Source organism: Lactobacillus sp. OTU4228, from assembly GCF_001006945.1.
Classification (GTDB): Bacteria; Bacillota; Bacilli; order Lactobacillales; family Lactobacillaceae; genus Lactobacillus; species Lactobacillus amylovorus.
This window is the reverse complement of record NZ_CDLD01000004.1, coordinates 120,282-142,163: the sequence shown is the minus strand read 5'-3', so window position 1 is coordinate 142,163 and position 21,882 is coordinate 120,282. Positions and strand designations below refer to the sequence as shown.

At 37.0% G+C, this 21,882-nt stretch carries 26 protein-coding genes, 1 other RNA gene, 1 pseudogene and 1 other annotated feature; of the genes and pseudogenes, 2 read left to right on the top strand and 26 right to left on the bottom strand.

The features are described from left to right. Window position 1: 1 nt before the first annotated feature. The 8 genes from dnaX to rplJ form a co-directional block, all read right to left on the bottom strand. Entirely contained in the window at window positions 2–1,810 is a 1,809-nt protein-coding gene (dnaX, locus tag BN1206_RS01505) for a DNA polymerase III subunit gamma/tau (RefSeq protein WP_013437196.1), read from the bottom strand. Window positions 1,811–1,872: 62 nt separating this feature from the next. Then, an RNA gene (gene ffs / locus BN1206_RS09355) (signal recognition particle sRNA small type) lies at window positions 1,873–1,953 on the bottom strand. Window positions 1,954–2,004: 51 nt separating this feature from the next. Then, a complete protein-coding gene (gene tadA, locus BN1206_RS01500; protein ID WP_013437195.1) occupies window positions 2,005–2,511 on the bottom strand; it encodes a tRNA adenosine(34) deaminase TadA in 507 nt (168 codons plus the stop codon). 98 nt (window positions 2,512–2,609) lie between these two features. Further along, the gene (locus BN1206_RS01495; RefSeq protein WP_013437192.1) at window positions 2,610–2,792 is read right to left on the bottom strand and encodes a hypothetical protein; all 183 of its coding nucleotides are present in this window, start codon (window positions 2,790–2,792) and stop codon (window positions 2,610–2,612) included. A 128-nt stretch (window positions 2,793–2,920) separates the two neighbouring features. Further along, the gene (locus tag BN1206_RS01490; RefSeq protein ID WP_013437191.1) at window positions 2,921–3,541 is read right to left on the bottom strand and encodes a class I SAM-dependent methyltransferase; all 621 of its coding nucleotides are present in this window, start codon (window positions 3,539–3,541) and stop codon (window positions 2,921–2,923) included. After that, the gene (locus tag BN1206_RS01485; RefSeq protein WP_013437190.1) at window positions 3,542–4,387 is read right to left on the bottom strand and encodes an ion transporter; all 846 of its coding nucleotides are present in this window, start codon (window positions 4,385–4,387) and stop codon (window positions 3,542–3,544) included. Window positions 4,388–4,461: 74 nt separating this feature from the next. Further along, a complete protein-coding gene (gene rplL / locus BN1206_RS01480; protein ID WP_013641504.1) occupies window positions 4,462–4,824 on the bottom strand; it encodes a 50S ribosomal protein L7/L12 in 363 nt (120 codons plus the stop codon). Window positions 4,825–4,874: 50 nt separating this feature from the next. Next, window positions 4,875–5,387: a 50S ribosomal protein L10 gene (rplJ, locus tag BN1206_RS01475; protein ID WP_013437188.1), complete on the bottom strand. Its 513-nt coding sequence runs from the start codon at window positions 5,385–5,387 to the stop codon at window positions 4,875–4,877. A gap of 43 nt (window positions 5,388–5,430) precedes the next feature. After that, window positions 5,431–5,552 (bottom strand) — a sequence feature (ribosomal protein L10 leader region). A 90-nt stretch (window positions 5,553–5,642) separates the two neighbouring features. On the opposite strand from rplJ, the gene BN1206_RS01470 reads away from it, so the two are divergent. Further along, window positions 5,643–6,014, top strand: coding sequence for a hypothetical protein (locus BN1206_RS01470; RefSeq protein WP_013437187.1), 372 nt, complete (start codon window positions 5,643–5,645; stop codon window positions 6,012–6,014). Between the two features lies 1 nt (window position 6,015). Here the strand turns inward: BN1206_RS01470 and BN1206_RS10215 are convergent, their stop codons facing one another. From BN1206_RS10215 to rpmG, 14 genes and pseudogenes are all read right to left on the bottom strand, one after another. Beyond that, entirely contained in the window at window positions 6,016–6,138 is a 123-nt protein-coding gene (locus BN1206_RS10215; protein ID WP_013437186.1) for a hypothetical protein, read from the bottom strand. Window positions 6,139–6,327: 189 nt separating this feature from the next. Next, window positions 6,328–7,503, bottom strand: a complete 1,176-nt coding sequence (locus BN1206_RS01465) for an AEC family transporter (RefSeq protein ID WP_013437185.1) — start codon at window positions 7,501–7,503, stop codon at window positions 6,328–6,330. Between the two features lie 192 nt (window positions 7,504–7,695). Next, window positions 7,696–8,373, bottom strand: coding sequence for a phosphate signaling complex protein PhoU (gene phoU, locus BN1206_RS01460; protein ID WP_014565559.1), 678 nt, complete (start codon window positions 8,371–8,373; stop codon window positions 7,696–7,698). 16 nt (window positions 8,374–8,389) lie between these two features. Then, window positions 8,390–9,145: a phosphate ABC transporter ATP-binding protein PstB gene (gene pstB, locus BN1206_RS01455; protein ID WP_013641503.1), complete on the bottom strand. Its 756-nt coding sequence runs from the start codon at window positions 9,143–9,145 to the stop codon at window positions 8,390–8,392. Window position 9,146: 1 nt separating this feature from the next. Next, window positions 9,147–9,941, bottom strand: a complete 795-nt coding sequence (gene pstB / locus BN1206_RS01450; RefSeq protein WP_013437182.1) for a phosphate ABC transporter ATP-binding protein PstB — start codon at window positions 9,939–9,941, stop codon at window positions 9,147–9,149. A 9-nt stretch (window positions 9,942–9,950) separates the two neighbouring features. Then, window positions 9,951–10,838: a phosphate ABC transporter permease PstA gene (pstA, locus tag BN1206_RS01445; RefSeq protein WP_007126854.1), complete on the bottom strand. Its 888-nt coding sequence runs from the start codon at window positions 10,836–10,838 to the stop codon at window positions 9,951–9,953. 1 nt (window position 10,839) lies between these two features. Then, window positions 10,840–11,835 (bottom strand): phosphate ABC transporter permease subunit PstC, encoded by a 996-nt coding sequence (gene pstC, locus BN1206_RS01440; protein ID WP_014565557.1) that lies wholly within the window; start codon window positions 11,833–11,835, stop codon window positions 10,840–10,842. A 3-nt stretch (window positions 11,836–11,838) separates the two neighbouring features. Further along, window positions 11,839–12,705 (bottom strand): phosphate ABC transporter substrate-binding protein, encoded by an 867-nt coding sequence (locus BN1206_RS01435; RefSeq protein WP_046433832.1) that lies wholly within the window; start codon window positions 12,703–12,705, stop codon window positions 11,839–11,841. Between the two features lie 189 nt (window positions 12,706–12,894). Then, window positions 12,895–14,052, bottom strand: a pseudogene (locus tag BN1206_RS01430) (RNA-guided endonuclease InsQ/TnpB family protein). A 267-nt stretch (window positions 14,053–14,319) separates the two neighbouring features. Further along, on the bottom strand, window positions 14,320–15,012 hold the full coding sequence (gene rplA, locus BN1206_RS01425; RefSeq protein WP_013437179.1) for a 50S ribosomal protein L1: 693 nt from the start codon (window positions 15,010–15,012) through the stop codon (window positions 14,320–14,322). A gap of 76 nt (window positions 15,013–15,088) precedes the next feature. Continuing rightward, window positions 15,089–15,514, bottom strand: coding sequence for a 50S ribosomal protein L11 (gene rplK / locus BN1206_RS01420; protein ID WP_013437178.1), 426 nt, complete (start codon window positions 15,512–15,514; stop codon window positions 15,089–15,091). A gap of 126 nt (window positions 15,515–15,640) precedes the next feature. Next, window positions 15,641–16,198, bottom strand: a complete 558-nt coding sequence (nusG, locus tag BN1206_RS01415; RefSeq protein WP_014565556.1) for a transcription termination/antitermination protein NusG — start codon at window positions 16,196–16,198, stop codon at window positions 15,641–15,643. 108 nt (window positions 16,199–16,306) lie between these two features. Continuing rightward, the gene (gene secE / locus BN1206_RS01410) at window positions 16,307–16,477 is read right to left on the bottom strand and encodes a preprotein translocase subunit SecE (protein ID WP_013437176.1); all 171 of its coding nucleotides are present in this window, start codon (window positions 16,475–16,477) and stop codon (window positions 16,307–16,309) included. 8 nt (window positions 16,478–16,485) lie between these two features. Then, on the bottom strand, window positions 16,486–16,635 hold the full coding sequence (rpmG, locus tag BN1206_RS09350) for a 50S ribosomal protein L33 (RefSeq protein WP_003549092.1): 150 nt from the start codon (window positions 16,633–16,635) through the stop codon (window positions 16,486–16,488). 185 nt (window positions 16,636–16,820) lie between these two features. On the opposite strand from rpmG, the gene BN1206_RS01405 reads away from it, so the two are divergent. Then, the gene (locus BN1206_RS01405) at window positions 16,821–18,563 is read left to right on the top strand and encodes a 1-deoxy-D-xylulose-5-phosphate synthase (protein ID WP_013437175.1); all 1,743 of its coding nucleotides are present in this window, start codon (window positions 16,821–16,823) and stop codon (window positions 18,561–18,563) included. A gap of 166 nt (window positions 18,564–18,729) precedes the next feature. Here the strand turns inward: BN1206_RS01405 and BN1206_RS01400 are convergent, their stop codons facing one another. From BN1206_RS01400 to BN1206_RS01385, 4 genes are all read right to left on the bottom strand, one after another. Continuing rightward, window positions 18,730–20,214: a gluconokinase gene (locus BN1206_RS01400; RefSeq protein WP_013641498.1), complete on the bottom strand. Its 1,485-nt coding sequence runs from the start codon at window positions 20,212–20,214 to the stop codon at window positions 18,730–18,732. Window position 20,215: 1 nt separating this feature from the next. Then, the gene (locus BN1206_RS01395) at window positions 20,216–20,824 is read right to left on the bottom strand and encodes a hypothetical protein (RefSeq protein ID WP_013437173.1); all 609 of its coding nucleotides are present in this window, start codon (window positions 20,822–20,824) and stop codon (window positions 20,216–20,218) included. A gap of 140 nt (window positions 20,825–20,964) precedes the next feature. Further along, entirely contained in the window at window positions 20,965–21,183 is a 219-nt protein-coding gene (locus BN1206_RS01390) for a P8 family protein (RefSeq protein WP_007126845.1), read from the bottom strand. Between the two features lie 63 nt (window positions 21,184–21,246). Next, the gene (locus tag BN1206_RS01385) at window positions 21,247–21,792 is read right to left on the bottom strand and encodes a sigma-70 family RNA polymerase sigma factor (protein ID WP_013641496.1); all 546 of its coding nucleotides are present in this window, start codon (window positions 21,790–21,792) and stop codon (window positions 21,247–21,249) included. Between the last annotated feature and the right edge of the window lie 90 nt (window positions 21,793–21,882).

Sequence of the window (21,882 nt, the reverse complement as noted above, 5' to 3'; positions counted from 1 at the left end):
CTTAATCTTTAATGGTTACTGCATCCCCGAATAGATCCTTAGCTTTATCAATTACTTCGGTATCTTCTTTGGAGTCTGCTTCTTCTTTATCTTCGATTTGTTGCTTTTTCTTAGCTAATAATTCAGCCTTGTGACTTTCAACGAATTCTTTTCTTACTGCCAGCCAATCACTATCTGGGACTAAAACGATACCATAATAATGTTTAGCAAACTTTTCGATATAACTCGTTAATTTTTCCAGCAAATCACTATCTGAACTAGCATTTTCAAACCACAAAGTATACTTGCATTTCATGACTACTTGATCAGGACTAGCTGCCACTGGTTCAAGTACATCAAGCAATGCTCTTTCAGAAACTGCCAAGACAGATTGCAAATCAGGCCACACATTTTTGATGGTATTTAAATTATCTCTAGTGGCGTTTTCAAGAACATGATAAACCTGTTTGCGATTTTCTGCTGTAGTTTTTTTGATATTTTTGACTGGCTTTTTCTTAACTGGTTCAGCCGGCTTGGCCTTCGCCTTAGGCACTGATTTTGGAATCGCCGTATCCAATTGAAAAACCTGATCTTTTGCAAAAGATGGTCTCTTGGAAAGCTGTTGAACTTTTTGCGTTAATTCAACCACTTGATTCTTTAAAGCGGCGAGTTCCGCAGAAATGTCCGTACTACCTTGTTGTGGTACTGGTGCAGTCTTAGCTACAAGTGCAGATGTTGATGCTGCTACTTGTTTCGATTCACTTGTAGTAGCCTCTACCAAGAATACTTCCAATGGAATTTGTTGCTGGTTAGTATAGCGCAAATCGTTCAATGCCTTATTAGCCAAAGTAATCAAACGATAATATGTTGAAGTAGGTACATCTTTTATTTTAGCGATAAAGTCTTCCGATAAAAACATATTTTTATCGTCATCGCCTGTTTTGATGATCATCAAGCTCTTGGTGGCCATATCGACTAATTCATCCAAGATGTTCTTGGAGCTAGCACCCTTATCTAATTCTTCTTGAGCTAGCTTCAAAGCAGCGGGTGCATCTTTACTTAATAATTTAAGCAAAATTTGTTCGACATTTTTACGATCAGCAAAACCAGTAATCTGCAAAGCATCTTCATAATTGACGCTTTCTTTTTCATAACTAAGCAGCTGGTCCAAAATGCTGAGCGCATCACGCATCCCACCATCAGCTACCTGTGCGATGACCGCAATTGCCTTATCTTCGTATTTAATATTTTCTTGATCGAGAATATACTTCATTCTCTTTTCAAGATCAGCCTTGGAAATTCGTTTAAAATTGTAGCGCTGCGTTCTAGAAATGATCGTAGCTGGTACTTTTTGCAATTCTGTCGTTGCCAAAATGAAAACGACATGCTCTGGTGGCTCTTCTAGCGTTTTAAGCAATGCGTTAAAAGCACCCATTGAGAGCATATGAACTTCGTCGATGATGTAAACTTTGTACTTTCCTTCTGTTGGAGCGTACTTTACCTTATCACGAATTTCACGGATTTCATCAACACCGTTGTTGGAAGCCGCATCGATTTCCATAATATCAGGCATTGATCCTTGATCTGCCGCAATACAATTGGCGCATTTATTGCATGGTTCACCATCTTGAAGATTAGTACAGTTTAATGCTTTCGCAAATATCTTGGCACAAGAGGTCTTACCAGTACCACGAGGTCCCGCAAACAAGAATGCATGAGAAACTTTGCCTCGGATAATCGCATTTTTAAGCGTATCGGTAATTGCTTCTTGACCAATCACACTATCAAAAGTCCGTGGCCGCCATTTTCGATATAGTGCTTGATAAGCCATAAATTCTCTTCCCTAGTAAAAAAGCTCCTAACTCTAAAAGAGCTAAGAGCTTGTTAATGTCCAATAAAGGGCACATGCCTGAACGACCTTAGTGCTGCTACCTTCCGGTCCTGACACGCTTCAGAGGTCAAACATTGCCCAAAAAGTATAATAACGTATTTTAGAACTTTTTTCTAGTTTATTGCCTCAAAAAATTAATTATTTTCTTCTTTTTGAGCTTGTTTTGCTTCTTTTTGTTTTTGCCGAATTGCTCTAAAGAAGTCTTTTAACATTTGGGCACATTGATCACGATAAAGACCGCGAATTGCATGAGGATGGTGGTTAAATTTTTCCACAGTAAATAAATCCACAACTGATCCACAGGCGCCTGCTTTAGGATCAAGCGCACCAAAATAGACATCCTTAATGCGCGAATTAATAATTGCACCAGCGCACATCGGACAAGGTTCTAAAGTTACGAATAAACTACAGTCAATTAGTCTCCACATGCCTAAATTCTTACATGCTTCTTTAATAGCAATCATCTCCGCATGTTGGGTGGCATCTTCATCTAATTCTCGCCTATTATAACCAGTGCCGATTACCTTGCCATCAGGATCAACTATTACGGCTCCGATAGGAACTTCTCCTTGCTTCTCAGCCTCTTTTGCCTGGGCTATGGCTAATTGCATGTATTTCTGTTTATCATCGCTAGAAAGCATTATTTTCACTCACATTCAATTTAAGTTCTTTCCATTTTATTTTACCAAAAAAGGACTAGCCATTTTGACTAGTCCTTTAATCTTTTAGTGAGTACTGATTATAAAGTACTGATGTTGCGATTTCTAAAGTTGTGGTAGAAGAAGATACCTGACAAAATAAGATACAATGCAGTGATACTTGCTGGGCCAGCAGTTTCGTTATCGCCTGAGATCCAACCCAACATAAATACACCAACGATTACAATTAAAACAGCAACGATATATTTCCAAACTTTTTTCATGACTAATTAACCTCTTCACATATTCTCTATCTTTATATCTTTATTATAGAGAGGCTAATCGCCAAAAGAAAGCATTTTTATAAACTCTAATATTGATCTAATAAGGCTTTTACGCAATTCTTATTTATTTAATTCTTAGTTGATTTTAAGATATAATAGCCTTTATCTCTTGTTAAAATTTCACAATTTTCGTAAATGGCAGTCATATTCTTACGGGCACTAGGTTCTCCCTGCTTTTTCTGGATTACTACTAAGAGAACGCCACCACTCACTAAATGCTCATTTGCACCCATTAAAATCTCATTTACGACTTTTTTGCCGGCTCTAATCGGCGGATTTGTTAATATTAAGCCAAACTTTTTATCATTATCCACCTGTGCATAACAATCAGAAGTGTAGATATCCACATTAGAGATATGATTATTCTTGGCATTTTGTCTAGCTAAATTAAGTCCACGCTCATTAACATCAACCATATCAACTGTTTGATCAGGCCAAAACTTAGCTGCAAACAAACCAATTGGGCCATAGCCAGTACCTACGTCCAAAATACCCTCTTTAGGAAAAGTTACGTCCTTCATGGTCTTGATTAAAACGCCACTACCGTAATCAATTCGCATTTTGGAAAAGACGCCGGCATCAGTGGTAAATTTCAAATCAATATCATCTACATGATAATCTACAACGTGCTCATCATGCTTAGCCGTAGGATCTGCCGCAAAGTACATTTGATTTTTTTCTTCGCTCATCTAATTATCCTTTCTTTTTTCAAACCAATCTTTTATTTTACTTAGTTCACTTGAATTTTGCTCGGTCTTTAAATTTTCAATTTCGGCCTGTAGCTTTTTATTTTGATCCGTTAAGGCCTGATTTTGCTTTTCAATATCATCAAGCTTTTTCAGAATTAATTCAATATTATCATGCGTCTCATGAGTATGAGCTCCATTCGTTCGCCGCATTAAATATGACGTAATGGATGACGTCAGCATACCGACAATACCAATACCCAAGAGCATTGTTATCAACGTGACGAACTTCCCTACAATACTGTGAGGCGGAATTGTTTTACCAAAAATTGCATCATAACCGACTGTTGAAGCAGTTGAAACAACCCACCAAAAAGCCGTATCCAGTGTCACATGTTCGGCAATCGCAAAGGCCTCAGCACCAACTAAAATAAACGTAATGGTAAAAAAGATAACGTAAAGTAAGCCGTTGGTATGAAAGATTTCCCTTAATTTTCCCATTAAACCGGCCAGTCGAATCAAACGTAATAATCGCAAGTCCGACACTAATCCAGACAAATTAAAGACGTTTAGTCCAACGAATAGCAGTCCCATTGGAATAATGCTCAATAAATCATAGATATGTGTTTTAAAGAAAACCTTTTTATCTTTTGCTTGTCTTAAATGATAAAAATAATCAATTGCAAAATAGACTACGATACCCGCATTTATCCAAAACCATTTGCTCGTAGGTTGATCGATGCTAATTACTGCCGCAAAATCTAATAAAATTAAAAAGATTGAAATAATGGATAAAATCGCCATTACCCATTGATATGGCGTTAATTTTTTATTTATACCTTGCATCATAAAATAAATTACACAAAAAAATAAGTCCTTCGCTATGTGCGAAGAACTTATTCTTAATTGCCCTAAGGCATTAATTATTTAAGGGTTACAGTTGCGCCAACGCCTTCAAGTTGTTCCTTGATCTTGTTTGCGTCGTCTTCTGAAGCGCCTTCCTTAACGATAACTGGAGCACCGTCAACCAACTTCTTAGCATCAAGTAAGCCCTTGCCAGTGATGTCACGGATTTCCTTGATAACCTTAACCTTTTCTTGACCTGCGTCAGTTAATTCAACGTCGAATTCTGACTTAGCAGCAGCAGCGTCACCAGCACCTGCAGCAGCAACTGGAGCAGCAGCAGTAACGTCAAATTCGTCTTCAATAGCCTTTACAAGGTCGTTCAATTCAAGAATTGAAGCACCCTTTAATTCTTCAATAATCTTATCAGTATCTAAAGCCATTTAAGTATCCTCCGAAAAATTAGAATTTAGATATTAAATACAATTGTTTATTATTCAGCTGAGTCTTCGTCCTTTGATTCAGCAACAGCCTTAACAGCATAAGCGAAGTCGCGGATAGGAGCTTGCAATACAGAAACAAGCATTGAAAGCAAACCTTCGCGGCCTGGGATTGAAGCAAGTTCTTTGATTTCATCCTTAGAAGTCAACTTACCTTCAAGCATACCACCCTTGATTTCGATAACGTCGAAATCATCTTCGTACTTAGAAACAATACGTGCAGGTTCAGTAATATCATCAGCGTTATCAGTGTAGATAACAGCAGTTGGGCCTACAAAAGTATCGTCAAGGCCTTCAATACCAGCCTTAGCAGCAGCACGTCTCAAGTAGGTATTCTTGATAACCTTCATCTTAACATCGTTATCACGAAGATCCTTACGCATATTAGTAACTTCTTCAACAGTTAAACCAAGGTAGTTAATTACCAAGATTGCCTTAGCAGCTTTAAGTTCTTCAGCAAATGCATCAACGAGCTTTTCCTTTTCAGCAATAGCAGCTTTACTCAATTAATTTCACCTCCATGATCGCATTGATAAATTCTATAAGGCCTTTTCAAAGCAAAAACTCCATGCCGAAAGACATGGAGCATAAAAATCTTCATTATCTTCTGGCCTCGGCGGGATTTTGAGGCGTCATGCCACCCGAGTCTTAGGTAGAATTTACAATTACTTAGTATAGCAGGCATTGCAAGAGATAGCAAGGATAAATTTACAAATTGTAGAATAATCTGTAAGATAGTACAAAAAAGATTGGAGAGAAATATGACAGATCAAGAACGAAAAGAACGTATTTTAACCAAATTACGCAACATTGTCTTCCTATTACTCGGAATTACCGTTGTCTTCATCAGTATCGCCAGCATCGTTTCCAACACCGCCTTTGGCAATATCGTTTCAAATGCTGTTTGGATTGTTTTAGCTTTATTTTTAATCGTTCAAGCTGCTATCAGTATTTACCAAAGTTTGACACCCTTAAAAACGAGAGCAAAAATCTTTTTACTAACCGACTGGGCCACTATTTTGCTTGGCATCTTACTTGCTAACTGTGCCTATTTTATGAAAAATAATTTTTGGTTAATCATCGGCATCGCAATTTTTATTGCAGGCTGCATCCCTATCAAAGATGCAAAATAATCTAATTTTTATCTTGCTTAACAATTTCTAGAATCTTTTGGACCATTCCATCAAGATCATCATTGGCGAAGATTTGATAATTGCCATACTTGCTATCATGATCAGCAGTTTCAGCAAAAGACAAAAATCGTCGTTTCAATATTATTTATATATGCATAATTTGCGGCTAGGGCAATTGTCTTCATCATCCACACCTACTATCAACTAAATTACATTTATTACATACTTTTCTATTAATTATTTTAACAAAAGAAAATAGACTTATAACGCAAAATAAAAAAGCTTCTCGCGAAGCTTTTTATTTTATCGTTTATTAGTGGAATACACCGGCGATTAGTGGTAATGCCCAAATCCAGAAAATACAACTTACTGCAAAGAAGACAGTTGAAACAGCAACTGAACTTGCACCTTCCTTAACATAAATGTTGTAACGACTAGAAATGATAATACCTGAAAATGCAGGTGGCAATCCGGTTGCTAAACAAAGCATTGAAATCTTCTGCGGGTCTGATCCCATACCACATAAGTATGCGGCAGCTACAATAATTGCAGGAGTTAAGAACAAACGGAAGAATGTATTCCAGATAACTTCTTTATCAATTGAGAATTTAACAGTTGATAAAGCTAAACCGGCAGCTAAAACAGCAACACCAGCATTAGCCTTAGCAATCAAATCAAACGTAGGAGCCCATGAACTAGGAACTCTAATTCCGATCAAAACAAGGATAACAGCGATAAGTGGAGCAGCAGCAACTGGCTTCTTAATCGCATCAAGAACTGATTTCAAAGTTGGATTCATATGCTTGCCATTGTCTTCGCCAGCATGATCCTTGAATTCAGCATGAACTAAATCAATTTCACGTTTAATTCCTTTTTCGCTAAGAGCTTTAGCTTCTTCGTCACTTACAGGTACGTCGTCAGGAACAGTAACCTTCTTGACCTTCTTAACAGCAGTACCCTTTTGAGGTAACTCAACTTCAACCTCAGTACCACCATTATTCTTCTTAGCCTTTTCCTTTAAAGCAGCTTGTCCTCTATTAATTAAAGACAAACCTAAAGGAATAGTAACCGCATTAACAACAATAGAAACAATCCCAATAACTAAGTTAGTTGTAGCATTATTGCCATAAATAGGATCAAGAACGGCAAATCCTAAAAAACCAATCGTTGGTGAGCCAGCAATCATCGCACAAACTGCAGCTTCTTGCGTTGATCTATGAAACATCAGCTTATCTAAATAATAGCTGAGCATGAATAAGCCTGTAACACCTACTAATGAGATCAATGTCAAAACTATGTCTTGTGCGAACATTTTTCTCGTAGCTTTGACAATTGAAATAAACAAAGCTGCAGGCAATGCAATATTTAAAACTAGTTTATTTAAACCTTGACGCTGATCGTCGTCAAAGAATGTAAACTTTCCACATACGTACCCTAATAGCATGATGACTAGTATGGGAACGATGTCATTAATCAAAATCGTAGTCATGGTTTCCCTCCACAGAAACAAGATATAATTTATTTTAAATAACACTATATATATTTAAAACACTTTACTTCTTTATTATGGTCATCATCTGTTTAAAAGTAAATTGAATATGGTCACTTTTTTATAGTATGATCATAAATAACGTATAGTTATTATTAATCAAAAAATAGAGGGACATATTGTCCCTCTATTTTATAAAGTTTGATTCTCTGTTGCGTTAGTCAACTCTTCTAGTTCACCAGTAGTCTTGTAAACTACCCAACTAGCCAAGTTAACGATGTGGTCACCAATTCGTTCTAGCAATCTAGTTACTACAAAGTAACTTGATGAAGCTGCAGCTTTGGATGGATCGTCCTCAATTCCATCAACAATTAACTTTCTTGCGCGTACATAATCATGGTCAATAATGCCATCACGACTGGCAACCTCTTTGGCCATTTTTTCGTCATCTTGTACGTAAGCCGTCAAAATTTGAATAAGCATGTGACGAACATTGTGAGTCATATTTGAAATGATCTCTTCAACTTCAGGAATTCTTGGATTACCCTTTACACGAATTGTTTCAAGAGCAATACTCATGGCATTTTCACCGATTCTTTCCAAATCAGTTGTTGCCTTCAAAATACTAATAACTACTCTGAAGTCAGTAGCTACTGGTTGTTGTAAGGCCATTAATTTCAAGGCCTTTTTTTGAATATCGATTGATTCAGTAGGAGTCTTTTCTTCATTATCAACCATAGATTGAGCTGTCTTCTTATCATGATCAACAAATGCGCGTGTGGCTTGATCGATTTGATCATTTACAAAAACACCCATTTCCATAAATTGCGTGTTTAATTTCTTTAATTCATCTAAAAATATTTCGTGCATCTTTATACCTCAAAATTTAACCAAAACGACCGTTAAGGTAATCACTTGTAATTTGCTTCTTAGGTGCAATAAACATTTCTTCAGTCTTGCCTGCTTCGATTAAGTCACCATTCATCAAAAAGGCTGTTTGATCGGAAATACGACCCGCTTGCTGCAAGTTGTGGGTAACCATAATAAAAGTATATTGGTGCTTCAAATCCATCAAGGTTTCTTCGATTTCACTACTTGAGATTGGATCTAGCGCACTCGTAGGCTCATCAAGAAGAACCACTTCAGGTCTGACAGCTAGCGCACGAGCAATACAAATTCTCTGTTGCTGTCCACCTGAAAAGGCCTGCGCATTGCGGTTCAAGTTATCCTTAGTTTCTTTCCAAATTGCGGCTTGCTTCAGACTTTCTTCAACACGTTGATCGATTAAATCTTTATCTTTTACACCAGCAATTCGCAAACCATAAGCCACATTGTCATAAACTGAGAATGGAAATGGGGTTGGTTGTTGGAACACCATTCCGACGTTCTTGCGCAATTCTACCAAATCCATCTTGGAACTATAAATATCTTGTCCCTCAAACTTAATCTCACCTGTAATATTGATATTTTCAATATCATCGTTCATCCGATTAAGGCAACGCAAGAAAGTAGACTTACCACATCCTGATGGTCCAATTAATGCCGTTAATTCTTTTTCCTGAAAATTAAGATTGATCCCATGAAGTGCTTCATAGTCACCATATTTTAGATGTACATCTTTTGCTGTAATAATTGTTGTCATTTTAACCAAAACTTCCCTGAATATAATCTTCAGTAATCTTTCCTTTAGGATTAGTAAAGATATCTGCAGTTGTATTATATTCAATCACATGACCCAAATGGAAAAACGCCGTATAATCACTAATTCTTGAAGCTTGCTGCATGTTATGCGTAACCATAATCATAGTATATTTACTGCGAAGCTGCTTTAATGTATCTTCTAGCTTCGAAGTAGATACTGGATCTAGCGCACTTGCTGGTTCATCTAAAAGTAAAATTTCTGGCTTAACAGCTAATGCACGAGCAATACACAAACGCTGTTGCTGTCCACCTGAAAGATCCAAAGCACTTTTATCAAGCTTGTCTTTTACTTCGTCCCATAATGCGGCGGCACGCAAACTTTCTTCAACTATTTTATCTAGTTCTTCTTTGTCATTTTGTCCGTCTGCTTTTAAAGCGTAAACAATATTTTCTCTAATTGACTTAGGAAATGGATTTGGTCGCTGGAATACCATTCCAATGTTTTTTCTTAATTCATAAACATTGATATTTGGCTTATTTACGTCCAAACCGTGGAACCAGATTTCTCCTTTTACTGTTGCTACTCGATCATTCATCCGATTTAGTGAGCGTAAAAAGGTAGATTTACCTGAACCTGAAGCACCAATTAAAGCTGTTATTGTATTTTTCTTGAATTGTAAACTAGCATCAAACAATTTCTGAATTTTTCCACCATATAAAACACTTAAGTCTTTGGTGGATAATTCCAAATCATCTTTAGCAAAAGTTTTTACATAGCTTTGTTCTAAATCTTGCATTACATCACCTTATTTAGCTGCGGTTAACTTGCGGTACAATTTATTACCCAAATAACGCGCACCTAAATTAAATACAATTACTACGATAACAAGTAATGCTGATGTAGCAGCCGAAACGATTGTGGCATCTGGAATAATACCTTCTGTATTTACTTTCCAAATATGCACAGCCAGAGTTTCAGCTGGACGCATTACATTTAATGGACTAGTCGGACTAAATGGATTCCAATCTGCATAATTTACAGTAGAACCACTTTGACCAGCTGTATAAATTAAGGCAGCCGCTTCACCGAAAATTCTACCTGCACTTAAAATAATCCCAGTTAAAATACCTGGTAAAGCTGCTGGTAATACGATGCCACGGATCGTTTTCCAGTTGGATAATCCCAAAGCAAGCCCGGCTTCACGCTGATCTTGTGGCACGCCTTTAATTGCTTCTTCAATGTTACTAGTCAAAATAGGTAAATTGAAGAAAGTTAACGCAAGCGCACCAGAAATAATTGAGAAGCCAAAGCCAAATTGAACTACGAAGAGTAAGTAACCAAACAAACCAACAACGATTGATGGCAATGAACTCAAAATTTGAATAGTAGTTCTAATCAAATTAGTTATCCAATTATCCTTGGCATATTCAGCTAGATAAATAGCTGCGCCTAACGCGATTGGCAATGAGATAATCGTGGTCAGGATTAATAAATACAATGAATTGAATAATTGATCTCTAACCCCACCACCAGCTTGATAAGATGAAGCCTCAGAGGTTAAAAAGTGCCATGACAAATGAGGAATACCAGTAATCAGGATATTACCCAAAATGCCCGCCAAGATCAAAACAACGATGCCAACTAAAATATAGATAATAACTGTTGCTAATTTATCTCTCTTTTTTGCGTCCATTCTACTTTTGACCTCTCTTTCCTACTAATTTAACTAGGAAGTTAAAGACTAAAGACATGATCAAAAGAAGCAATGCCAATGACCATAATGCGTTGTTAGGCAATGTGCCCATAACCGTATTACCCATTTGACTTGTTAATTGACTCGTTAATGTTGCAGATGGACTGACCAAATTGTATGGCATCAAAACTGCGTTACCGATTACCATTTGTACGGCTAAGGCTTCACCAAAGGCACGGGCCATACCGAAAATAACAGCAGTTAAAATTCTAGGAGTAGCTACTCGCAAAACAACATGATAAATAGTTTGCCAGTGAGTTGCACCAAGTGCCATTGAAGCTTTTCTAAAATGACTTGGTACTGCCTTTAAACTATCTACTGTTAATGAAGTAATCGTTGGCAAAACCATTACAAACAAAACTAAAGTAGCCGCTAAAATACCGAAACCTGTTCCGCCAAATAGATTTCTAATTGCGGGAACAATAATGGTTAACCCCAAGAAACCATAAACAACGGAAGGAATACCTACAAGCAATTCAGTAACTGATTGTAAGAAATCTGCACCCTTTTTAGATGAATACTCTGTCATGAAAAGAGCAATTGCGATCGCAAATGGTGTAGCAATCAAAGCTGCCAAAAGCGTTACCGCAAATGAAGTAACAATCATTACTGCAGCACCGACATGGTTCTTGCCTTCACCTGGATCCCAATCTGTAGAAGTTAAGAAATGGAACACATTAACATGATCGCTCACAAAAGTAGCTAAACCGTGGTAACCTACAAAGCCGATAATGGAAACCACCAAAACAATGATCAAACCGATTGCGAAGTAAGTTAAGCCTTTACCCCAGTACTCTTGATGAGTTTCTTTAGAAGGTTTAGTTAACTTATCAATGTCAACACTACTCGGTCCCATCTTATTTAATTTAACGTGAGGGACCTGTTGTTCAGCAATCGCCTGATCAACAACCTTTTTTAAATCTTCTTTGTTCTCCATAAACTATTTTCCTATTTGCGTAACTTGATTTTTACTATTACGAGTAACTTTCATATCATTAATACTCAAATAACCGATCTTAGGCACAAGATCTTTTTGTACCTTTTTGCCGAGCATATACTTAATAAAGGCTTTAGTTTGCTTATTAGGTTCGCCTTTAGTATACATATGCTCATATGACCAAAGTTTCCATTTATTAGTAGTAATGTTTTTGTTTGTTGGTTTAACATTATCAATACTCAATTTTTGAATATGAGTGTCGTGAGCATATGGGAATGACAAGTAACTGATGGTTCCCGGAGTACTATTGACAATTTTCTTTACTGCACCGTTTGAGTCTTGTTCTTGAGACTTAATTGGTTTTTGACCTCGCAAAATTATATCTTCAAAAGTACCTCTAGTACCACTACCCTTTGAACGGTTGATTACAGTAATTGCTTCATTTTTGCCACCAAGTTGTTTCCAATTGGTAATTTTTCCTGTAAAGATCTTGCTTAGTTCATTGGTAGTAATATTTTTTATACCAACATCTTTATTAACAATAGGTACAATTCCAACTACGGCTACTCTATAGTCTTTTAGCTTATTTGCTTGAATTCCTTTTTGAGTTTCCGCAAACACATCAGAAGTCCCAATTTGCACTGCGCCAGCTTGAACTTGGCTAAGTCCAGTACCGGAACCACCACCCTGAACAACAATGTTGCTATTAGAATGACTTAAGCGATAATCATTGCCTGCTTGTTCGGCTAAAAGTTGCATGGCACTTGAACCAACAATCGTAATTTTTGAACCATTATTGGCACAAGCGGTTGTAGCAACCAATGTCAACAACAAAAGTATGATTAATTTTCCTATCGAATGCCTTCTCATTGCCTTTGCTATATAAAACATGGAAATATGTAAAATAATTAGTTTTTCTACATATTAGAAAGATGTATATTTTCCTTTCTTTATTTTATTTACTGTCATCAATACCAGTATTCCGATATTCCAATTTAGGAGTAATCGCATTGACTAACTCTTACAGCTTAAGGACCTAGCCAACCCCGATTATTTTCTTTATTTTGCTAAAGCTAAAAGATTTAATACTGCATTTTCATCTCTATCATTATTATAGCCACACTGATAACAGATATACTCATTATGCTTTGTACCATGCTTCCTATTTCCCTGCAGAGTAATCTTTTCATCACCTTTTTTGACATAACCACGCTTTGTACATCTTTGTGTTGATGAATAGGTTTTATCAGCTAAGATTAATTTTTTTGCTATACCATTCACACTTGTAAGTTAATATCTGTCTGAATCTGCTAAAAAGTGATCTTTGCATGTCTTTTGAAGCTACATGCGTCATCATCATTTTTTTGATTGCCAAATCTTCAATTACAATTTGATCGTAATTATTCACTAACTTGGTAGTAAATTTTTGTAAAAGATCATTTTGGATATTAGCTATTTTACGATAATCTCTTTGCAGTTTGATTCTCACTGCTAAGTAATTATTTGATTTAATAGCTAGCTTACCATTAATTTCTCTTTTACGGGCTAACATTCTTTGATAATGCTTAATTCGCTTATAGAGCTTTTGCAATTTGGCTGGCAAGACATTGATTTGACCCTCTGTATAGTTGAAATGACCGACATTAACATCAACTGCAGTTTTTTGGTGGGTTTTAGTCTTAGCAGTAACTTTCTCTTCATAAGACAAGGCTGCATAATAAGTCTCATTTTCTTTAAAGATGCTTATCACTTTAACTTGGTTCATCTTTAAAGCTTCATAGCTTGCTAGATCGAACCAATTATCTTTGGAAATATTCATTGGCTTATCAAGCCGAAGCTTGCCATTAATAATTTTAGCTCGATCTGTTTTAAAGCCTTGCCGTGGAGCCTTCTTTGATTTAAATTTAGGCTTGTCCCAATCAGGTTGCGACTTGTCAAAGAATTTTTCCAAGCATTAGCTAAATCTTTGATAGCTAATTGAAAATACCTAGCAGACAAATCATATTGCCAATCTGCCTTGTTAACTACTAATTCATCACGAACTCTGCGTTCATTAGGGCTAGAGTTATCTTTAGCATTTAGGGTATAAGCCTCATACATTAATTGCCAAGTTTCCAGGCCCTTATTCCAGCAGTATCTGCGATAGTCACATAATGCATTAAGATGCTTCTGCATTGCTTTATTTACTTTTAGCTTAACTACTTGTGTTTTAATCATTGCCTTTTCTCCTTAATCGAACATCAGTTTAGCAGACAGGCAATTTAATACAAGCGAACAAAATATTAAATTTTACTCAGCTTCATTTTCCATATTTAACTTTCTAAGTGAAACTGATTTTTACTATTTTTTCTATGTTTATCTATATTTTTATTGGCTGCTAATCTTCCCCTTATATTTAAGATTTGATCGCAAAGATCAAATTAATAATACCATACAAAAAAGCGCCCCGCTATAACACGGAGCGCTTATTAAAATATATTTAAATTAGTCCAAGTTTAATGGATCAAGCTTGATACCAGGACCAAAGGTTGCTGAAATTGCAACACTCTTAATGTATTGACCCTTAGCTGAAGCAGGACGTGCACGTAAAATTACATCACGTAAAGCGTCAAAGTTTTCAACTAATTGGTCTTCAGTAAATGATACCTTACCAATAGGAGTGTGAATAGCAGCTTGACGGTCAACACGGTATTCTACTTGACCAGCCTTAACATTCTTAACGGCCTTTTCGATGTCCATAGTTACAGTACCAGTCTTAGGGTTTGGCATTAAGCCCTTAGGTCCAAGAATACGACCTAAACGACCTACCTTAGCCATCATCATTGGAGTGGCAACTACAACGTCGAAGTCTAACCAACCGTCTTGAATCTTTTGTACTAAGTCGTCTGAACCAACAAAGTCAGCACCTGCAGCCTTAGCTTGATCAGCTTGTGGGCCTTCAGCAAATACTACAACGGTTTGAGTCTTACCAGTACCATTTGGTAAAACAAGTGAACCACGAATTTGTTGGTCTGCTTGCTTAGGATCTACGCTCAAGTTGTAAGCTACATCAACTGTAGCGTCAAAGTTAGCGTATGAAGTTTCCTTAACAAGTTTCATAGCTTCTGCTACTGAGTATAATTTATTTGAGTCTACCTTCTTGGCAGCATCTAAATATTTCTTACCATGCTTTGGCATGTGATTTCCTCCTTGTATATGTGGTCAAACGAGCTTCTCTAACTCTCCCACCTAATGTGTTACCTAAATAACAGGATTAGTCTTCGACTTCGATACCCATACTTCTAGCGGTACCTTCAACCATGCGCATAGCAGCTTCGATGTCAGCAGCGTTAAGGTCTTTCATCTTAGTCTCGGCAATCTCCTTGACTTGGTCCTTGGTTACCTTACCAACTTTCTTGGTGTTAGGTTCACCAGAAGCCTTCTTGATCTTAGCAGCTTGCTTCAAAAGTACTGGTGCTGGTGGAGTCTTAGTTACGAATTCGAATGAACGGTCTTCGTAAACAGTAATAACTACAGGGATAATCATGCCCTTTTGGTCAGCAGTTCTAGCATTGAAGTCCTTAGTAAAACCAACAATGTTAATACCAGCTTGACCCAAAGCAGGACCAACTGGAGGTGCAGGGGTTGCAGCGCCAGCTGGAATTTGTAACTTAACTACGTTAATAACTTTCTTTGCCACGGTCAAAACCTCCTTGATTCCGTGATGCGGTTAAAATGGAGAATTTTCCTTTTTCTCCTCCCACAATAATAAACGTACCGTATTAGAATAACATCGTTTCAATACAATTACAACAATAATTTACAATTATTCGTTTTCGTCCAACTTCTTAACTTGATCGTAGTCAAGTTCAGCAGTAGTTGCACGACCAAACATATCAACTGAAACATATAATTTGTACTTATCAGGTTGAATGTCAGTGATCTTACCAACCATACCGTTGAAGGCACCTTCAGTAATAGTTACTGATTCGCCAATATCGAAGTTAGCAGTTGGTTCCTTAGCAGGTTGGCCTTGGTTCTTAAGCAAACGTTCAACTTCTTCTGGAAGAAGTGGTGAAGGCTTTGAACCACCACCGTGTGAACCGACGAATCCAGTTACGTTTGGTGTGTTTCTTACGATAAACCAACTTTCGTCAGTCATTACCATTTCTACTAAAACGTAACCTGGGAAAATCTTTTCTTCAACTTCTTGCTTCTTGCCGCGAACAGTTTCCACTTTTTCTTCTTCTGGAACCATTACACGGAAGATGTAGTCTTGCATCCCCATGCTTTGTGCACGTGAAAGCAAGTCTGACTTAACTTTGTCTTCATAACCAGAATAAGTATGCAATACATACCATTTCTTTTGAGCTGTTTCGACCATTTTAACTTCTCCTTAATTTAGGTAAACAAAAAAACCTCTACTCAGAGGTTTCTCTTCTTCGCTTTTATTATTATAGCATGAATCAAAGGTAAATTCTATTACCTACGATTACATAATTCTTTGAGTTAACCAACTGAAGAGCCAGTCAAGAGCGCCTAAATATGCTGCAAATAAAATTGAACTAGTAATAACAATTGCAGTGTCGTGTCTGTTTTGCTTAGCTGATGGCCAAGTAACCATCTTCATTTCTTGAGCTACACTCTTAAAAAACTTAATCATTAACTTCTTTACCTCGTTTCTTTATGCAAAGTCATCTTACCGCAATGCTTGCAGAACTTCTTCAGTTCAAGTCGCTGAGTGCGATTCTTACTTGCGGTGATTGAGTAGTTGCGTGACCCACATACGCTGCAGGCTAAGGCTGCTTTTTTCACTGCCATAATCTCACTTCCAAACTTTTATTAAAACACATACTTAAGGAGTATTGTATACTGATCTGCCCTCTTGCGTCAATAAACAAAACTAATGATAACCTATTCCATTTTTATATTTTAATTATGCGTCCTACTTATCTATAATAAGTGTGAGTAATAAGTATGAATATTTTGCAGAAAGGAAACTTATTATGAATAAACACCCAGAATATTTATTAAATAAAATTTCTGGTCCTAAAGACTTAAAGAAGCTCTCCATTCCTGAAATGGAAGAATTAGCTAAAGAAATTAGAACCTTAATTCTCGAAAAAGACGCAGCTGAAGGTGGCCACCTTGGTCCAGACTTGGGTATCGTAGAAGCAACTATTGCTTACCACTACGTTTTTGATGCACCTAAAGACAAGATCGTTTGGGATGTTTCTCACCAAACTTACCCACACAAGATGTTGACTGGTCGTGCTCTTGCCTGGATTGATCCAGATCATTACGAAGACGTAACTCCATATACTAACCCAGATGAAAGTCCATATGACTACTACGCTGTAGGTCACACCTCTACTTCAATTGCTTTAGCAACAGGTATGGCTAAAGCTAGAGATTTAATGGGTAGACACGAAAACATCATGGCTTTAATCGGTGATGGTTCAATGACTGGCGGCTTAGCTTATGAAGGTTTAAACAACGCAGTTATTGAAAAGCACAACATTGTTGTCGTAGTTAACGACAACCAAATGTCCATCGACGAAAACGTGGGTGGTTTAGTCACCGCTTTAAAGAAATTGCGTGATTCAAATGGTGAAACTAAAGAAAACCCATTTACTGCAATGGGCTTTGACTACCGCTACGTTGCTGATGGTAACGATGTTAAATCAATGATTGATGCCTTCAAGGCAGTTAAAGATGTAGATCACCCAATTTTGCTTCATATCAACACCTTGAAAGGTAAGGGCTATGAACCAGCTATCGACAATGAAGAAGCTCACCACTGGGTAATGCCATTTGATTTAAAGACCGACAAGACAACTGTTCCAGCCCCAGAAGGTCCAACTGCAAATTCTGTTGCAATGGATGTAATGAAGAAGCACATTGAAAATGGTGAAAAGATCATGGCTATCGATGCTGCAATTCCTGGTGTCTTTGGTCTTGATGAAATTAAGGATAAATATCCTGAAAACTACCACGATGTAGGTATTGCCGAGCAAGAGTCTGTTGCCTTTGCTGCAGGTATGGCTAAGGAAGGTGCAGTTCCAGTATTATTTGAAAATTCAACCTTCTTACAACGTGCCTTTGACCAATTATCACACGACGTTGCCGCAAACGACTTGCCTGTTGTCATGATGGTTGCCGGTGGCGGAATGTCTGGTACAAGTAAGACCCACCTTGGTATTTTTGATCAAGTAATGATTTCTAATTTACCTAACTGGATCTACCTTGCCCCTACCACCTTGGCTGAAGAAAAAGACATGATGGAATGGGCTATTAAGCAAAGAAAGCACCCAGTTGCAATCAAGATGCCAACTAAGCGTGTTCCTGCAGGCAAAGATGTTAGTCGTGATTACTCAGAAATCAAATATGATATCAAGCCTGGTAACGACGTCGCAGTTTTGGCTTTAGGTGACATGTACGAAATGCTTGGTAAAGAAGTTGCTGAAAAACTCGGTGCAAGTTTGGTTAACCCAATTTCAGCTAATATCTTAGACACCGCTTCATTAGATAAATTAGCTGATGAAAACAAAGTTATCGTAACTCTTGAAGACAACATTTTAGACGGTGGCTTTGGTGAAAAGGTTGCTTCATACCTCGGTGACAAAGACGTCAAAGTTTTGAATTACGGTCAAAAACGTGTTTACACTGATCAAGTTCCATTAAAAGACATTTTGAAAGATAACCGTATGACTGTTGATCAAATCGTTGAAGACGTTAAGAACGCCTAAAAATAAATATTTAAAAACAAACTAAAAATCTCTTCGGGTAATCCTGAAGAGATTTTTTTATGGCAAAATAAGTCGAGTACATTTCTAGATAATTCGGCATAATACAACATGTAAGGAGGAATAAAATTAGAACAAGAGGCTACATCGAAATGATGCCAATTAATGATTAATCTTTATTCACAAATTTTCTATAAGAAGCAGCCAAAGCATTTTTGACTTCACAATAAAGTGGGAACAAATTTTGATAAACAGCTGCTTCTTTTTGATTAGGAAAATACACTTTGTCTATTTGATCAAATTGTTTAATCTCACTTAGTTTTTCATTAAGACCTAACGCCTGTCTTGTCAAAAACATAGCAGCCAGCGTCCCACTCTGTTGCTCTTTCATGGTCACAATCGGCACGTTAAAAATATCAGCACAAAGCTGTCTTACAAAATCATTCTTTAAGAAGCCACCAGTTGCATTAATTGCGACTGGCTTTTTCGTATTTTTAATCAAACTAAAGGCCGCATCATACAGATTAAAAATAATACCTTCAATTACTGCTCGCGCCATTTCAGGCTTTTGATGCATGCGCGTTAAGCCAACAAATGAACCACACGCATTGGCATCCCAAATTGGAGCACGTTCTCCGCCTAAGTAAGGCAAAAAGATTAAGCCTCGGCTTCCTGCTGAAGCAGTTTGCGCAACATCCAAATAATCTTGCGGTGTCTCATCGGCATCAAACAAGGTCTGACGTGCCCAATTAAATACGATCCCGCCGTTATTTACTGGACCGCCCAATAGATAATGTTTTTTATCAACTGGATAACAAAAATAACTAGCCTTTTGATCGATCTTAGGTTGATCAACGATTGTTCTAACCGCGCCTGACGTACCTACGTTTAAAGCAAAATGATCACTATCAATTGCGTTAACCCCAATTGTAGATAAATAGCCATCACTGGCTCCTAAAACAATTTTAGTATCAGGATTTATCCCTAGTTTTTGCACATAATCCTCTTTAATAGGAGCAATAATTTCCGTCGGCTGTGCTATTTCAGGTAGCTGATCTCGCTTTACATTTAACAGATCCAACAATTCTTGATCCCAAGTTAGTGTTTCAAGATTGAGCATCCCTGTCCCAGCCGCCATCGTAGTATCGACGACTAGCTTACCTGTTAAACGAAAGATCAAATATTCCTTGATCCCAATCCATTTTTCAGCTTGGTTAAACAGCTCCTGCTTTTTATCTTTTAACCACAAAAGTTTATAAATTGGTGCCATCGGGTGCATTGGCATCCCTGTTTTTCGATAAATCTTTTGCGCCAAACCACTTCTTTTCGCATCCTGGACAATATTCTTCGCACAATTATCTGCCCACGTAATGCTATTAGTTAACAGGTCATTGTCTTTGCCTAAGCCAATCAAGCTATGCATCTGGCTAGACCAAGAGATAGCCGCAATTTCACCGTCTACCTTCTGCGCTAAAGCAAAAATAATTTCTTGAACTGCATCAAAAATCATCTTAGGATCTTCTTCAGCTTGTCCTATTTTAGTTTGAATTAATGGGTAACCCTTACTAGCCGAAAAAACAGCCTTACCCTTTTCATCATAAAGTACGCCTTTAGTTGCCGTTGTACCGACATCCATGCCAATAATATATTTCATTTTATTTCTGATAAAACTTCTTCCATTTCTTATAAGACTTATCTTGCCAAGATTTTGGCAAATCTTCCCAATCCCAGTGGCGGTCTTTTATCTTTTGTAGAAATAAACCTTCACTTCGAGCTAGTTCTTTAACTAATTTAAGATTCTTACCTCTTAAATTTAAGAAAATAGTTTCCCATTCATCCTTAATTTGAATAAAGAATTCTCGATGCTTTTTATCAACTAACTTAATAATTAAACTACCCTGCCATTTTAAAACGATATGCTTAATAATTTCTTCTAATTTATCAAAACCAATATTACGAATATTCTTACCTACATACTTACTATACTTTTTCGGATAAAATTCTGGTTCTAAATATACTTCTGCATAATTATATTCCATCATTGCAAAAGTTATCCTAGTAACACTCTCGGCAAAAGCAGGTAAATAAGACTTGTCACACCAATCTTGATAGCCATCATAGTAAGAATCCTCACGACCAATAGTTTTCGGTACAGTATCTAAATAATAATAAACTGTATTATCAGTCAGAAATTCAATAATGAGGTTCATTTCTTCAATTTCTTTTATTACTTGTTTGCGTTTCTTTTTCTTGCTTTTGCTCATAACTTTCCCTTTTCAATAATTTTTGAAAATTATAGCAAAAGATTATTTGAAGCACAAAAAAGACAGCTACCGGAGAGTAGCTGTCTTTGGTGGTCAAACATGCGTGACCACGGTGCGTAGAACATTGTTTTTAGTCGGATTTACTTCTTAAGATTTTCGTTAACGAAGGCTTCGATCTTATCGTCTGAGTCTTTCAAAAATGGAAGCATATCTTCTTCCGTCTTCATGGTATCTCTACCATTCTTTTCCATAAAGTAGTCCCAAAGGGCATCTCTAACTGGCATGTTTGAATCACTCCAGTCAAATACTTCCTTCATGTGACGGTCTAACAATGCAGTCTTAATAATTTCGTCTGCCATCTTAAATTACCTCCTAAAATATTCTACGTTTATTATTATACCGCACTTTCTTTTTATAGCATACTAAAAAAGCGCTTTGCGCATTTTTTGTAGGGCCCTTGATCTTGCTCTAATCAGTTGAATTGCCTCAATTTTCAAATGATCAATCACGTATTCCGCACTCATTTCACCAATAATCGTCATTAATGCGATTAATTCCAAACGCGATAAACTTTTGACGAATTCATTGTAGGTATCGTTGATTGGAATCGCTAATTCGCTCCGCCTTGGCTCCTGAATTCCCTGAATTTTGACACTTTCCCAGGAAATAGATTGATCATAAACCTGTCTTTTAAAAGCATTATTGTACCTAATCAAAGTTCGCGCATGATTCGACAATTTTGTTTTATACAAACTACCAAAATTACCTTTTTCACTGGAATAAACTAAGGCAGCTTCATAACAAATAATCATGGCCTCCTGTTCCCAATCATTGCGATCATAATGACCCAGGTAATACTTTTTTACAACTGAATTCACTAACGGTTTATATAATACAAATAATTTTTCTAAAGCCTCATCATCCCCGGCTTTAACTTTTTTAATTAACTTTCTCTCTTTTACTCTCATCTCTGTATCCTCTTTCAAAGTTCATTTTGAGGATACAGGTTGAGCTCTTAGCATGATAAGAGAACAAAAGTTTATACCGACAGATTGGTC

Excerpts from the sequence above, each read along its gene's own strand:
- dnaX (WP_013437196.1), bottom strand. The coding sequence starts at position 1,810 with ATGGCTTATCAAGCACTATATCGAAAATGGCGGCCACGGACTTTTGAT.
- tadA (WP_013437195.1), bottom strand. The coding sequence starts at position 2,511 with ATGCTTTCTAGCGATGATAAACAGAAATACATGCAATTAGCCATAGCC.
- BN1206_RS01495 (WP_013437192.1), bottom strand. The coding sequence starts at position 2,792 with ATGAAAAAAGTTTGGAAATATATCGTTGCTGTTTTAATTGTAATCGTT.
- BN1206_RS01490 (WP_013437191.1), bottom strand. The coding sequence starts at position 3,541 with ATGAGCGAAGAAAAAAATCAAATGTACTTTGCGGCAGATCCTACGGCT.
- BN1206_RS01485 (WP_013437190.1), bottom strand. The coding sequence starts at position 4,387 with ATGATGCAAGGTATAAATAAAAAATTAACGCCATATCAATGGGTAATG.
- rplL (WP_013641504.1), bottom strand. The coding sequence starts at position 4,824 with ATGGCTTTAGATACTGATAAGATTATTGAAGAATTAAAGGGTGCTTCA.
- BN1206_RS01470 (WP_013437187.1), top strand. The coding sequence starts at position 5,643 with ATGACAGATCAAGAACGAAAAGAACGTATTTTAACCAAATTACGCAAC.
- BN1206_RS01465 (WP_013437185.1), bottom strand. The coding sequence starts at position 7,503 with ATGACTACGATTTTGATTAATGACATCGTTCCCATACTAGTCATCATG.
- phoU (WP_014565559.1), bottom strand. The coding sequence starts at position 8,373 with ATGCACGAAATATTTTTAGATGAATTAAAGAAATTAAACACGCAATTT.
- pstB (WP_013641503.1), bottom strand. The coding sequence starts at position 9,145 with ATGACAACAATTATTACAGCAAAAGATGTACATCTAAAATATGGTGAC.
- pstB (WP_013437182.1), bottom strand. The coding sequence starts at position 9,941 with ATGCAAGATTTAGAACAAAGCTATGTAAAAACTTTTGCTAAAGATGAT.
- pstA (WP_007126854.1), bottom strand. The coding sequence starts at position 10,838 with ATGGACGCAAAAAAGAGAGATAAATTAGCAACAGTTATTATCTATATT.
- pstC (WP_014565557.1), bottom strand. The coding sequence starts at position 11,835 with ATGGAGAACAAAGAAGATTTAAAAAAGGTTGTTGATCAGGCGATTGCT.
- BN1206_RS01435 (WP_046433832.1), bottom strand. The coding sequence starts at position 12,705 with ATGAGAAGGCATTCGATAGGAAAATTAATCATACTTTTGTTGTTGACA.
- rplA (WP_013437179.1), bottom strand. The coding sequence starts at position 15,012 with ATGCCAAAGCATGGTAAGAAATATTTAGATGCTGCCAAGAAGGTAGAC.
- nusG (WP_014565556.1), bottom strand. The coding sequence starts at position 16,198 with ATGGTCGAAACAGCTCAAAAGAAATGGTATGTATTGCATACTTATTCT.
- secE (WP_013437176.1), bottom strand. The coding sequence starts at position 16,477 with ATGATTAAGTTTTTTAAGAGTGTAGCTCAAGAAATGAAGATGGTTACT.
- rpmG (WP_003549092.1), bottom strand. The coding sequence starts at position 16,635 with ATGGCAGTGAAAAAAGCAGCCTTAGCCTGCAGCGTATGTGGGTCACGC.
- BN1206_RS01405 (WP_013437175.1), top strand. The coding sequence starts at position 16,821 with ATGAATAAACACCCAGAATATTTATTAAATAAAATTTCTGGTCCTAAA.
- BN1206_RS01400 (WP_013641498.1), bottom strand. The coding sequence starts at position 20,214 with ATGAAATATATTATTGGCATGGATGTCGGTACAACGGCAACTAAAGGC.
- BN1206_RS01395 (WP_013437173.1), bottom strand. The coding sequence starts at position 20,824 with ATGAGCAAAAGCAAGAAAAAGAAACGCAAACAAGTAATAAAAGAAATT.
- BN1206_RS01390 (WP_007126845.1), bottom strand. The coding sequence starts at position 21,183 with ATGGCAGACGAAATTATTAAGACTGCATTGTTAGACCGTCACATGAAG.
- BN1206_RS01385 (WP_013641496.1), bottom strand. The coding sequence starts at position 21,792 with ATGAGAGTAAAAGAGAGAAAGTTAATTAAAAAAGTTAAAGCCGGGGAT.